Genomic DNA, 13,206 nt, shown 5'->3' with positions numbered 1-13,206 from the left:
CGAATGCCGCAGGTTTAGGTTAGGATGTAGAGATGATGATATTTTACTTCGTATAAGGGTGGACTTCATGATCTCTTCTTTTTTGGCTACGATTTACAGCGTATTCCTTCCGATATCGCTGCCCGTCATCGGCGGAGCGCTGCTTAAGCGATTTAAAGGAATTGAAACCAAGGGGCTCTCGGCCCTGTCTTTATATGTGCTGAGCCCGGCATTGATCTTCGAGACGCTGGAAAAGGCTTCGATCACCTCGAACGAGGTGACGGTGACGGTTGCCTTTTGCCTGTTGAACGTGATCATCCTCTGGGCGCTCAGCGCCTTTGCAGGTAAAATGCTGGGCTTGTCCCAGACGGAGAAATCGGGCCTCGCCTTGACCACCATTTTCACCAACAGCGTGAATTACGGGCTTCCCCTCGTGCTGCTTGCATTCGGGCAGGCAGGGCTGGATAAGGCTTCCGTGTATGTCATCGTGCAGATCATCATCATGAATACATTAGGCGTGTATTTGGCAGCGCGGTCTCATTTTTCGGCCGTAAAAGCGATCAAGACCGTATTTACACTTCCTTCGGTTTACGCCGCGGCGCTTGCCGTGCTCTTCCGGTTGACGGATTTCCAGCTCCCCGAAGGGTTGAATACCGGCGTTTCCATGCTGTCCGCCGCCTATGCCCCGCTGGCTCTTGTCATACTGGGAGCCCAGATGGTTGGGGTTCGGGAGGGTGGAGCGTCGCTCGCCGTCTCAAAGCGCGGATTCTGGTCGGGCATGGCGATGCGAATGCTGGTGGGCCCGTTGGTGGCTTGGGGATTGCTCGCGATGTTATCCATTGAGGGTACCTTGTTTGCAGTCATTCTGATACTGTCGGCGATGCCTGCAGCCGTGAATGCGGTCATCCTTGCCGAAGAGTACGATGCCGCGCCCAAGCTTGTATCCAGGTGTATTCTGTGGACTACGCTGGCTTCTTTTATCGTTCTGCCTGCCATGATTGGCTTTCTTTAAGTTTTCTCGCCTCCGGAAGATTGGTTCAACTCTTGGACTAGCGTGTAAAGAGTAGTAAGCGTCAAGAGATAACCATCATCTGCGAATCCGAATCGGATGGAGGTGGAAACTATGAGCAGACCGCGTGACCGAGACGTGGAGATCGAGACCCGCAATATCGAGGAGCGTAACGACTCCAGCAGGGTAGCTTCTACGTTAATCAAGTATGTTGCTTATCTGATCATCTTTTTTGGTTTCTTGTACTTCCTGATCAAATACGTATTCCCGATGTTCTAAGTTCAGGCCGGGTTACGTCGGTGAGAAAGCCTCTCCTTAGCCACAAGCGGGATGGAGGCTTTTTTTCATGAAGCTAGGGAAGGATCGCAATGTGCCGTAATGGATGAGCAAGTTTTTCCTATCATTCCATGGACACGGCGGAAGCGTTGACTTTGGAGTCTAATGTAACTATGATGGTTACATGCTAGTCATCTGAAGATTTGGACCGTCAGGAGGGATCGCATGAACATAAGCAGCCGATTTGCAGTGGCCATTCATATTCTTTCCGTGCTGGAGATGAATAAGGCTGGCGTCAGCACTTCAGATTATATTGCGGAGAGTGTGAACACGAATCCGGTGGTCATCCGGCGGATTGTCGGCATGCTCAGCAAAGCGGGCCTGGTCGAGGTGAAACCCGGCGTAGCGGGAGCGAAGCTGGCTAAGCCTCCGTCCGGGATTACGCTGCTGGATATTTATCATGCCGTTCATGTCGTGCAGGAAGGTTCCCTGTTCGGTATTCACGAGAATTCGGACGCGAAATGTCCTGTTGGCAAACATATTCAAACGGCGATCGTTCCGGTGTTCTCGGCCGCCCAGAAGGCCATGGAGGATACGCTGCATGAGGTGAATTTGGAGCAAATCGTCCGGAAAATCCATGCATCTGCTAACAGAACATCCAGCGAATAGATGATATATGATACATGATACGCTCAATCCTTGCAGGATGGGCGTTTTCTTTTGGGCCTGGTTGGTGTGGCTTTGTTCATATGTTAATTACTGGGTTTGACAACGGGAAGGTCCTGTAACTATAATGATTACAAGTAAGATGTAACTGTTTCGATTACAAGTTAAGCCTGTCGCAGACCTGAATATATTTTTTGAAAAAATCAAACAACAACATTCAAGGAGTGAGAATATGACAGCCATTATACATCCATCCACAAAGCTCGGACCCGTCTCTCTTCGGATTAGCAATCTGGCACAATCGGTACGCTTTTACACGGAAGTCGTTGGATTAAAAATGCTGCGCCAGCATGGCCGGGTGGCCGAATTGACGGCGGACGGCAAGCAGCCGCTGCTGATCATTGAGGAGGTTTCGGACCTGACAAGGCCGCAGACCCGGACGGCAGGCCTGTACCACTTTGCGATCCTGGTACCGGATCGGGAATCGCTCGGGCTCGCGCTTGCCAATCTGATCGCCCATAACATGCCGGTCGGCCAAGGCGATCATCTGGTCAGCGAAGCGCTGTACATTAATGATCCGGACGGAAACGGCATCGAGATTTATGCCGACCGGCCACGGGATACCTGGAAGCGCGATGCCAAAGGGGAATATGTGATGGCCACCGACCCGGTCGATGTTGAAGGACTGCTGGCTCTCTCCAAAGAGAAGGAATGGCTTGGACTTCCGGAAGGGACCGTCATCGGGCACGTGCATTTCCATGTGTCCAACCTGCAGGATGCCCGCGCATTTTATTGCGATGTGCTGGGTTTTGAGCTGACCGCCCATTATGGGGGAGCAGCGTTGTTTATCTCCGCAGGAGGGTACCATCACCATATCGGGCTCAATGTTTGGGCGGGACTCGGGGTACCGAATACGCCTCCGAACGCTGCGGGAATGGAGAATTATACGATCGAGCTTCCGAGCCATGAGGCGCTTGAGGCGGTAACCGGCCGCATTCGGGAAGCGGGGCTGCACCTGGAACAGCGGGACGGCGTCTGGGCCGTTCAAGATCCTTCGGACATCTGGATCCGGTTGGTTGTTGCTTAATATCATACGAACGAAGAAGCCTGTCCGCTATATTAGCGGCAGGCTTTTTTTAATGAAACATCACCGTTAGGATGATCAGCTAGACAGAAAGCAGGCAAGCTAGATCCGGTTTAATTCAACCAGCGTACGGAGCATGAACTCCGTGATATTCGGAATGTCTCCCATCTGATCTTCGTTGATTTTGCGGGGAAAGCGAAGCTCGATCGTGTTATGGATGGGGACCGCATCGTCGCCGTAGGTGTAGCGTATCGTCTGCACCGGCGGGAGCTCGGGATTCCATATCTCCTTAACAATCTGCGCGATAACCGGGCACGAGTAGGCAGGATCGGCAATGTTTTTATGAAAGCGGAGCTTCAGCACGCAGCCCGGCTGCTCTTCCGGAATTTCCAAAATCTCGGCCGCCAAATCCCGCAGCCCGGTCTCCAGGCAAATTTCGGCTGAAGCCGCGGATTGCTGAACCAGCTCGAACCGGAGGCTAAAACTTCTGGACAAGGTCGCCATATCCAGAAGGTCCTTCCGATCGGAAACGCGGATGATTTCATCGAGATTGTCGAGGTCATAAACCGCATTCTCGATGCCAACCTTTAGATTTTCGAATATAGTCGGGTCAAACATGGAGGCACATCCTTTGATGAACATAATGTCGTAATAGACGATCGTGGATACTATATCACAACCGCCAGGCGAAGGGGAATGGCTCGTCTGATAAGCCGGAGACCTGCGTCAGGATTGACCGATAGATCAAAGTCATGGTAGGATGAAATCCAATCAACAGTAAAAATTAATTTACCGGTAAAATGTATGGAGGTGTTAAAATGAAAATGACTGGTGTCTATAAAATTCAAACCCATGAGCAGCTCAAAGCGATCGCGGATCCTCTCCGCACCAAAATGCTGATGAATCTGGTGAAGGATGCCTACACCGGACAGCAGCTGGCCGAGATGCTCGGCATCACGCGGAACAATATTTACTTTCATCTCAAGGAGCTGGAGAAGCATGGCATCATCCATGTGGTCAGGAAGGAAGAGAAGAACGGTATCGTGCAGAAATACTATCGCGCCGTTGCAAGCCGCTTCATCCCGGAGGATCATTTGCTGCCAAGCCTGGATTTGGTGGAAACCTCAAGACAGGTATTCATGGAGACGCTTGATGTAACGCGGGACAAAATCGAGACCGCCCCGGCTTCTTCTTTTGCACTGGACAGTACGAGTGAGCACCACAGGAAAAATCTTGCGGGAACCTACCGCTTTCGTGCAACGCAGGAAAGCTTCCATGCTTTTGTGGAAGAATTCAAGGGGCTTCTGGATAAACACTTCACGATGGAAGGTGCCGAATCCGGCAGAAGCTCGCTTTCCGAGGAGGAGAAGAGCTATTATATGTCGTTGATAGCATTCCAAGATGATCATGAGAATATCACCATTCGATAATCCTGGACGGGGGATACATACATATGGACAATAATCAATATACCATCGTGATCGATGATGCGTGGTTTACGGTATCGCAGCTGGATGAAGGCACGTTTGCCATCAGTGAGTACGGGCATTGGGAGAAGGTGCATTCGTTTCTGTTGATAGGGGACGAGCGTGCCGCATTGATCGATACGGGCCTTGGCATCGACGACATGAGGCGGATAACCGATCAGCTGACGGATTTGCCTATCATGGTACTGACCACGCATGTTCACGCAGATCATATCGGCAGTCACGGGCAGTACGGGGAGATTTATGTGCATGAGGCCGAAGAGGATTGGCTGGTCAGCGGCATTAAAAAGCTTTCGATTGAGCAAATCCGCAAGGATATATCACGCGATATTACGAGACCCGTACCGGATTCCTTCGATCCGGCAGCGTACACCCCTTATCGGGGGCAGCCGACCGGCCTGCTTCGGGATGGGGACGTCATCGAGCTTGGCGGGCGAAGCCTGGTCATCTACCATACGCCGGGCCATTCGCCCGGACATATTGCGTTATTTGAACCCAACCGCGGGTACTTGTTCACTGGCGATTTGCTGTATGATGAGACGCCGGTATATGCCTTCTACCCGACGACGAGTCCCGGGGATCTCGTTAACTCGCTGGAGCGGATCGCGAATATCGAAGGCGTAAATCGGATCTTCGGTTCTCATAATACGCTTGGACTGGACCCGGCATGGCTGGACTTAGTAAAAGAAGCCGTGCAGGAGCTCCGGGAAAAAGATCTTGTCCGATTTGGAACGGGCATTCACCGGTTCAACGGATTTTCGGTTCAATTCTAATATCGTCATGAAGCAAAGCCGCCTCCGGATCAGCAATTGGCATCCGGAAGGCGGCTTTTTAGGCTAGCGATTGTTTTTAGGGAATTAAGCTATTTCCACATGATGATGAGCGTCCATGCCTGATAGGACAAGTTCATCCGGGCTCTATCCGATATCGCACCGGGTTTCTTATGCTCCTCCAGCTGAGAAACGAATGTATTTAAAAATTGGAGCGCCTGTTCCCTGGAGCCCTTGCTTATGTGATGCTCTGCCTGCTTCAAGGCATTGCTCAACCGGGACAGCAGCGGGTTAGCCAGTTCCCCTGCGCGGGCATACTCGCTCACCAATTGATTCAGCACGTTCAGCATGCCCGGGGATTGATAAACGGGGATAGGAACCTCCGAGAAATCCGTATCGGATGCGAAATAAAAGCTGGTGTAAGAGGGCTGGTTATACGTTGTATTTTGTCTGGCAACCTCGACCCGATACTGCGGATCATGCATGAGCGTATAGAGCTTACGGTCGGTGACCTCGGTGCTCAGGTAAATCCGGAGGGCCGAGCTGTCCGTGGTCCTTACCACCAGTTCCTCTCTCCAATCCCCGAAGAGATCGGCGACGAGGGCAGGATTTCCCTTCGTCCCGTTATTGGTGCGCGTGCCTTCTGCAGTTAGCAGCGTCCCGCTGCGCCAGCTTTCGATGACCGGTGTCTGATCCAAGTTACCATTCACGATCTGGGTGGTCATATCCGCAGACCATTTGATGTTCATGTTCGTGCCCGGCATGGTCGTAGAGAGCTGTTCTCCATCTGCAGACCACGTGCCGACGGCCCATGTTTCGAGTCCCCGCTGATCGGGATCGATATCGCCGATCATGCCGCGTCCGGTGTCTTTTCCGGTATAGCCGCCGTAGAGGAGCCCGCCTGTTGCCGCATCACGGAGGGAATAGCCGTAAGGGGCGTAGGCACCGCCTTCATGAACCATGAAGATCTCAAGACCCGGCCGATCCGGATCGATGTCGGTGACGTGCATGGCGTCCCCATGACCAAGGCGTGCCATCGCTCCCGGATCCGCGCTTTGAGGAGGGAGCACATCCATGGAGCTGTACAGCAGCGTACCGTCATGGTCAATCGTTGCCGAACCGTAGACGATTTCCTGTTTGCCGTCGCCGTCGACGTCAGCCGCGCTTAACGAGTGGGCCCCTTGCGTCGTTAACGTACCGAATGCGGCATCGCTCCCGTCCCGGCCATGCGGACTGTCGTTAAACGGATTGGTCATCGGGGTCCAGCCGCTGTCCACAGCCCAATGCTCGCTTAAGTGCCGGCCATCCCACTTGTAGGATACGAGTGTGGATCGGGTGTAATAACCGCGGGCGAATACGGCATAGGGCTGTTCCCCGTCAAGGTAAGCAACGGCGGCAAGGAAGCGATCCACGCGATTGCCGGGTTCGATCCGGGCCATGGCATAATCGCCCCACATGAGACCGTCGTCATGCCTGCCGGGTTTATACCGGATCGTCTCGAGCTCTTTGCCGGACGCGCCTTCAAATACGCTGAGATATTCCGGACCATCCAAGATGAACCCTTCGAATGCCCGGAGATTGTTGCGGGCGCTTCGCTGCGGCGCATAGGTGTCCATGAAGTGATCGACCAGGCTTTCGGCATCGGTACGGGATAACGGATAATGGTACTTCTTATCGATGCCGAAGCTTTCTTCGAGCGTGGCCGGCCAGCGGCCGCTTACGACCTCTTCATGCTGATGCCAGTTCATGAACAGGTTTACCATGTGCTCGTAGTAGCCGGTTTTGCTCAGCCGGTAATCGTCCTGATTGGAATATCCGGCCTTCCTATCCTCGGGCAGCAGCGTGATGTATCTCTGGGAGATCATGTTGCCGGCTGGATCATAGCGAAGAATCTTGGTGCCCGGTGCCGTTTTGAGCATCATTTCCGCTTTGCCGTCCCCGTCAAAGTCATACACCATGAACTGCGTATAGTGGGCGCCGGAACGGATGTTGACGCCGAGGTCGATCCGGTACAGCAGGATGCCCTCCAGTGTATAACAGTCAATGTACGTGTTGCCGGTATACCCGATTTGGGAAACGTCCTTGGAGTTGGAAGGGTCCCATTTGACAAAAAGCTCGTACTGCCCATCGCCGTCCACATCGCCGACGCTGGCGTCATTGGCAGAGTAAGTATAAGGCTCCCCAGCCGGGGTGACTCCGCCATCCGGCTTGTTTAGCTTCAGATCGTAATAGGGGGAGGACCAGGGAGTGGAGGTGAGGCTCTGGTCGACCTCTTTTCCATTCACGACGGCAGATACGTAATAGGAGGATGATGACGTGCCCGATCGGTCCAGGTAATTGGTGCTGTTCTCGACGACGGCAATCAGGTTGCCGTCCCGATAGACATGAAAGGTCGGACCGGTAAGCCCTTGGTCGTCATAACCGGTTACTTCTCCGGCAAGCAATCGCCAGCTCAGAAAGTTGCCCTCTGAAGTGGAGGCCGATACGATCCCCCTATCCAAATACTCCAGCTGAATCCGGCTGGTTTTTGTGGCACCTTGCTGCGTGCTGCTTGCCGCTTGATGCGAGGGCGCCGCTAACGACTCGATGCTCCCCGTGATGATCATGGGGAGGGTAAGAGCCGCTGCCAACAGCTTGCGATGCAAGCGGAGTTTACTTCCATGCTTCATGTTCAGCCACCTTTCTCCTTATGGTTCGGATGCTGGTGCGCAGCATTCCGTATGCGCTTTCACAAATGGTGGAGCGGCTCCTCCTTTCTGGTTGGAATGGGGTAATAAGTAAATCACTTTCATTGTATGGAACCTGGGAGAATGACAACATACAAAAAACAGGCCATTTGATTTAAAAAACAGAGTGAATTCTAATTCCGAAAGTCGATTTCTAGGGTGAAGCCATAGAAGCAGCAAACAGGCCGGGCTCCTGGGAGCCCGGCCTGTTTGCTTGCTCGCATGAAGGACATGCAAGAAAAGAATAGCCGCCGCAGGGTAGCAAGCCATTCAGTAACTCCGGTCCATGTTCTTGCCGTAATAAATCTCGTCCATCTCCAGTTTGATGCGTTCGGTGATTTCCTGCTGTTCGGCCTCGGACAGCTTATCCTTCGTGTAACCGAACAGATAGTTGTCCAGGTCGAACTGCTTCAGCTTGCACTTGGTATGAAAGATGTTCTCCTGGTATACGTTGACGTCGATCATATCGAACAGCTCCTTGGCTTCGTCCGGAATATAGTTCTGGATGGAGCTGATCTCATGGTCGATAAACAGCTTGTGTCCGTGAATATCCCTCGTGAATCCCCGGATTTTATAGTCTATCGTCATAATATCCGTATCGAAGGAGTGGATCAGGTAGTTCAGGGCTTTGAGCGGTGAGATTTCCCCGCAGGTCGACACGTCGATATCGGCCCGGAAGGTGCTGATGCCCTCGTCCGGATGGAATTCCGGATACGTATGGACGGTAATATGGCTCTTGTCGAGCTGGAGCACCACGTTATCCGGCAGCGGACCCGGCGATTCGTCATAGGATTCCTCCGGCACCTCCACGACGGGGCCCTCGGAGACTAGCACCGTCACGCTGGCGCCCTGCGGGATATAATCCTGCTTGGCAATGTTCAGGACATGCGCGCCGATGATTTCGGCCACATGGCTCAATATTTTTGTCAGCCGATCCGCGTTGTACTGCTCATCAATATATTCAAGGTACGCTTCCCGTTCCTCCCGGGTCTTCGTATAGCAGACGTCATACATATTAAAGCTGAGCGATTTCGTCAAGTTGTTGAACCCATGCAGGGTCACGCGTTGTTCTGGTGTCATATCCATATGAAATTTCCCCTTGTGTAGTTAATATATCAGTTCGAGTACCTATTATTTCCGAAACCGTCGATTCCTAATCTGCCCATGCTCCGCCTTTGAAGCAGCATTACTATGTTCTTACCCGGATCGGGTTCAACGTTAACAGAGGCGGAGGAATGCCAGAGGGAAGCAGCGGCGGCTCCCAAACTCCAAAAAGACCAACCGGATTTCTCCGGCTGGCCTTATCTATCAGAACGACACCTGCTGCATGCAGCTTTATCCCTCTGGCGTTTATATGGATTCACTTCATATGCTTGAACTTTGATGCTGCCGAACGGATGGATTACTCCGTAAATTCCAGCAGCTCGATCACATTGCCAAACGGGTCGCGGATGGCGCTGTACAGCCCGGGAGGGCACGGCTTGGGCGTATCGAAGATGACGTCGACGCCCTTCGATTTGTAGTTCGCAATGGCTTCGTTTACATCCGGGGTCTCGATTCCGATGATCACCTGTGCCTCATGCGGGTATTCCGTATTCGTTGGACGGTCGCATTTCTGCAGAACGAGGGACATGCCCTCATGCTTCAAGCTGACGATCTGATCATCATAAACCCTCGAGATTTCGAATCCCAGAATGTCGCAGTAAAACTGCTTGGCTTGCTGTATATCGCTTACATTGATCGATAGAACGCATAGGTTTGGCATATGCTCGCACTCCTCCGCTCATGGTTTGTTTTACTTGCAGCACAGAATCCCGTTCCCGGATTCGATATTGGATTTCAAGCTGGCCAGCATCCCCTTCCACGCATCGATATGCCACTCCCGGGCTTGCCGGGACGCTTCGGAATCCTTCCAGCCTGTATGCTCCAGGGTAATTCTCGTGCCGTCCGCCTCAGGGGAAAAGGCAACCTTAACCGCCGTCAGCTCGCCTTGATTCATCGTTTCCGCGAAGGGATCGGGTCCTTTCCACTCAAAAACAAGCACGCGTGGCTCGTCATACCGCAAAATGGTACACCCGGAGGTGCACATCGATTCGCGATCGGCGGGGTTAAAATACAGCTCGAATTTTCCGCCCGCTCTCGGCTCGATTTCCGCAGCCGGCGCAAACCACTCGGTTATCCTTGCGGACTCGGTCCATGCTCTCCACAGGAGCTGCACATCGGCCTGAATCACGGTTTCTTGAATAATGGTCATGTATATTCCTCCATCATATAGCGCTGATTGTTCCAGACAACTCTTCTTGCAGTTCCATTATAAATGGACAAGTACATCGAAAATTCTTCTACCTTGCGCTGTTATTCCGATCCTTCTCAAACAAGAGCAGCGGCAGGTTAACCACAATCGGCGGGTCATGGGGCAGAGGCTCCCGTAAGGCAATCTTCACGTCAAGATCGGTTCCCCTGTCGATATGGACAGGCTCCTCCAGTTTGCCGCGCAGGGATTTGCCCAGCAGAAAATAATCCTTTGGATTGAGGCTCCAGGGGATGCCCGCGGCCAGCACGTAATACGTGCCGGCCGGCATGCCGGTTAAGGTGCAGGTCCGATTCTTGAGGTTGACGGCCGTACCGGTTACGGGCTTCTGATCGGGCACGGGTCTTGGGAACAGACCGACATAAATCATGCCGCGGAACGCCTCGGGAGCTTCGATCCGGCAGCGAATCCGGGGCAAAGCCTGTGATTCTTCCCCTGCCCAGGCTAACGGCTTATGCTCATATTGATTCACATAACGATGAAGGGACTCGGTGGTGGAGCGGAACCTCTTCGGAGACAGGCCGACAAGCTGCTTAAAACGGGTGTTGAAGGTGCCCGGACTTACCAAACCGATGTTCATTCCGATTTTCACAAGCAGGGAGGGGCTTTGAAGGAGCTCGGTTTTGCCCGATTCGACCCGGAGGGCGGACAGGTACTGCCTGACGGAAATGCCGGTTACCCGTTTGAATATCCTGGAGAAATGGTAGGGGCTGTACCCCGCGAGATCGGCGAGCAGCTCGGTTGTCATCGGCTCGTCCAGATGCTCCTTCATATATTGAATGGTTTGCCGCACGGCTTCGGCATGTTCATCGTTCATTAGGGATCACCAACTTCGTTTTAATGGCTCTGCATGATAGGAGACGTATTTCCACATTTATGAAATTCTGCTCGTCGAATGCAATTTCCTTCCCCGATTCGGTTGCCCATTCATGGAAAGGCCGTTAAACTTAAAGGATGAGGGCTTTCTAAAACGGAAAACCAAGGTGAAATAAGGAGTTTATATCCATGAATGTGGAAACAAATGATAGAGAATCGATGAATATGGACACAGCGCGGGAATACCTGCAAAAATATTACGGCTATCCCGATTTTCGGGACGGACAGAAGAAAATCGTCGCGAGCCTGCTAACCGGCCAGGATACGCTCGGGATTATGCCGACGGGCGGGGGCAAATCCATCTGTTATCAGATCCCGGCACTCCTCAGCCCGGGCCTGACGTTGGTCGTATCGCCTCTGATCTCCCTGATGAAGGATCAGGTGGATGCACTTACGACGGCGGGCGTGGCGGCGGCATATATCAACAGCACGCTCAGCGGCAAGGAAGTGAACGAGCGCATACGCGCGGCCAAGCGCGGTGACTTGAAGCTGTTATATGTCGCCCCGGAACGGCTTGAGCTGGACTGGTTCCGTGAGGAGATGGCAGGCCTCGACATTTCGATCGTTGCTGTCGACGAAGCGCACTGCGTATCCCAGTGGGGTCATGATTTTCGGACCAGCTATCTTTCCGTCGCTCCTTTCGTAAAAGGGCTGCCGAACCGCCCGATTGTCGCGGCCTTTACGGCGACGGCTACGCCGGAGGTTATGGAGGACATGCAGCGTCTGCTTCGACTGGAGAAGCCGCAGGTGTTCGTGACGGGTCTTGGGCGCGACAATCTGGAGATGTCGGTGCTTCGCGGCGAGAACAAGCGGGAGTTCGTGCTGGACTATGCGGCCTCGCATACCCACCAGCCGGGCATCATCTATGCCGCCACTCGCAAAGAGGTGGATGATTTATGCCAGCGCCTGCAAGCGAAGGGGCTTCTTGCCGGACGTTATCATGCCGGTATGAGCGATGCGGAGCGAGCGGACAGCCAGGAGGCCTTCCTGTATGACGATATTCGCGTCATTGTCGCAACGAACGCGTTCGGCATGGGGATCGATAAATCCAACGTCCGGTACGTCATCCACTACAATATGCCGAAAAATATGGAGTCTTACGTCCAGGAAGCCGGCCGCGCCGGGCGGGACGGGGAGCCCAGCCAATGCATCCTGCTGTTCAGCGCCCAGGATATCATGACACAGAAATTTCTGATCGAACAGAACCCCCAGGAGGGCGAGCGCAAGCAGAACGACTACCGGAAGCTGCAGCAGATGATCGATTACTGCTACACCACAAGGTGCCTGCGCAGCGCGATGCTGGATTACTTCGGGGAAGAGCATGAGGATAAGCCTTGCGGTACGTGCAGCTCCTGCACGGATGACCGGGAGCTTGTCGATATCACGGTGGATGCGCAGAAAATCTTCTCCTGCATCCACCGGATGCGCGAACGCTTTGGCGTGTCCATGGTCGCCTCCGTGCTGAAGGGCTCACGAGCGAAAAAAGTGCTGGAGTACGGCTTTGACCGGCTTCCAACCTATGGCGTGATGTCGAATCGGACCGAGAAGGAGATATCCGAGACGATCAATGTGCTCATCTCGGAAGGATTCCTGGCGCTGACGGAAGGCCAATACCCTGTCGTGAAACTGCAAAGCGAGGCGGCCGATGTGTTAAAAGGTCAGCGCGAAGTGATGCAGCGCGTTCCGCGTCCTTCCAAAGCCGCAGGCAGCCAGCGGAGCGGCAGCCGCCGCGATTATTCGCCGTCAGCCGTCAACGAGACGGTGTTCGAGCAGCTGCGTTTGATTCGGCGTGAGCTGGCAAGCAAAGAGCATGTGCCGTCCTATATTATTTTTAATGACGCGACATTGCGTGAGATGAGTGTGGTTTGCCCGCAGAGCGAGGATGAGATGCTGAATGTCAAAGGGGTCGGCGAAGTGAAATTCCGTAAATACGGCCGTCCGTTCCTGGAATTCTTCCTGAATGGTCAGAGCGCGTCGAATAACGGGGACGATTTGTATGACTATGAAGAATAGTCTTGCATG

13 protein-coding genes are annotated in these 13,206 nt (G+C 53.3%); 7 read left to right on the top strand and 6 right to left on the bottom strand.

What is annotated here, in order from left to right; all coding sequences use genetic code 11:
- Nucleotides 1-67 precede the first annotated feature (67 nt).
- The 4 genes from RB297_RS29425 (at nucleotide 68) to RB297_RS29410 (ending at nucleotide 3,017) form a co-directional block, all read left to right on the top strand.
- Nucleotides 68-991 (top strand): AEC family transporter, encoded by a 924-nt coding sequence (locus RB297_RS29425; RefSeq protein ID WP_213579640.1) that lies wholly within the window; start codon nucleotides 68-70, stop codon nucleotides 989-991.
- Between the two features lie 111 nt (nucleotides 992-1,102).
- A complete protein-coding gene (locus tag RB297_RS29420) occupies nucleotides 1,103-1,267 on the top strand; it encodes a hypothetical protein (protein WP_009589346.1) in 165 nt (54 codons plus the stop codon).
- Between the two features lie 222 nt (nucleotides 1,268-1,489).
- A complete protein-coding gene (locus RB297_RS29415; protein WP_375122020.1) occupies nucleotides 1,490-1,933 on the top strand; it encodes an Rrf2 family transcriptional regulator in 444 nt (147 codons plus the stop codon).
- A gap of 229 nt (nucleotides 1,934-2,162) precedes the next feature.
- Nucleotides 2,163-3,017 (top strand): VOC family protein, encoded by an 855-nt coding sequence (locus RB297_RS29410; RefSeq protein WP_213579639.1) that lies wholly within the window; start codon nucleotides 2,163-2,165, stop codon nucleotides 3,015-3,017.
- Between the two features lie 99 nt (nucleotides 3,018-3,116).
- Here RB297_RS29410 and RB297_RS29405 read toward each other — a convergent pair whose 3' ends face one another.
- Entirely contained in the window at nucleotides 3,117-3,632 is a 516-nt protein-coding gene (locus RB297_RS29405) for a hypothetical protein (protein WP_375122019.1), read from the bottom strand.
- A 206-nt stretch (nucleotides 3,633-3,838) separates the two neighbouring features.
- Between RB297_RS29405 and RB297_RS29400 the strand changes: the two genes are divergently transcribed.
- Both RB297_RS29400 and RB297_RS29395 read left to right on the top strand, forming a co-directional pair.
- Nucleotides 3,839-4,444 carry an ArsR/SmtB family transcription factor gene (locus RB297_RS29400; protein ID WP_096776701.1) on the top strand — a complete coding sequence of 202 codons (606 nt, stop codon included), beginning with the start codon at nucleotides 3,839-3,841 and terminating at the stop codon, nucleotides 4,442-4,444.
- A gap of 23 nt (nucleotides 4,445-4,467) precedes the next feature.
- Nucleotides 4,468-5,274 (top strand): MBL fold metallo-hydrolase, encoded by an 807-nt coding sequence (locus RB297_RS29395; protein ID WP_096776444.1) that lies wholly within the window; start codon nucleotides 4,468-4,470, stop codon nucleotides 5,272-5,274.
- Nucleotides 5,275-5,363: 89 nt separating this feature from the next.
- Here RB297_RS29395 and RB297_RS29390 read toward each other — a convergent pair whose 3' ends face one another.
- From RB297_RS29390 to RB297_RS29370, 5 genes are all read right to left on the bottom strand, one after another.
- A complete protein-coding gene (locus RB297_RS29390; RefSeq protein WP_375122018.1) occupies nucleotides 5,364-7,940 on the bottom strand; it encodes a rhamnogalacturonan lyase in 2,577 nt (858 codons plus the stop codon).
- Nucleotides 7,941-8,267: 327 nt separating this feature from the next.
- Nucleotides 8,268-9,083: an adenosylmethionine decarboxylase gene (gene speD / locus RB297_RS29385; protein ID WP_009589344.1), complete on the bottom strand. Its 816-nt coding sequence runs from the start codon at nucleotides 9,081-9,083 to the stop codon at nucleotides 8,268-8,270.
- Between the two features lie 316 nt (nucleotides 9,084-9,399).
- Entirely contained in the window at nucleotides 9,400-9,762 is a 363-nt protein-coding gene (locus tag RB297_RS29380; protein ID WP_090909045.1) for a VOC family protein, read from the bottom strand.
- 30 nt (nucleotides 9,763-9,792) lie between these two features.
- A complete protein-coding gene (locus RB297_RS29375; protein WP_375122017.1) occupies nucleotides 9,793-10,251 on the bottom strand; it encodes an SRPBCC family protein in 459 nt (152 codons plus the stop codon).
- A gap of 88 nt (nucleotides 10,252-10,339) precedes the next feature.
- The gene (locus RB297_RS29370; protein WP_015737161.1) at nucleotides 10,340-11,125 is read right to left on the bottom strand and encodes an AraC family transcriptional regulator; all 786 of its coding nucleotides are present in this window, start codon (nucleotides 11,123-11,125) and stop codon (nucleotides 10,340-10,342) included.
- A gap of 188 nt (nucleotides 11,126-11,313) precedes the next feature.
- Between RB297_RS29370 and recQ the strand changes: the two genes are divergently transcribed.
- On the top strand, nucleotides 11,314-13,197 hold the full coding sequence (recQ, locus tag RB297_RS29365) for a DNA helicase RecQ (RefSeq protein ID WP_375122016.1): 1,884 nt from the start codon (nucleotides 11,314-11,316) through the stop codon (nucleotides 13,195-13,197).
- Nucleotides 13,198-13,206: the final 9 nt, after the last annotated feature.

The sequence above is a fragment of the Paenibacillus sp. CR_12 genome (assembly GCF_041953985.1).
Taxonomy (GTDB): Bacteria; Bacillota; Bacilli; order Paenibacillales; family Paenibacillaceae; genus Paenibacillus_AQ; species Paenibacillus_AQ lautus_A.
Note: the sequence above shows the minus strand (reverse complement) of the source record. Positions and strands in the feature narration are given on the sequence as shown.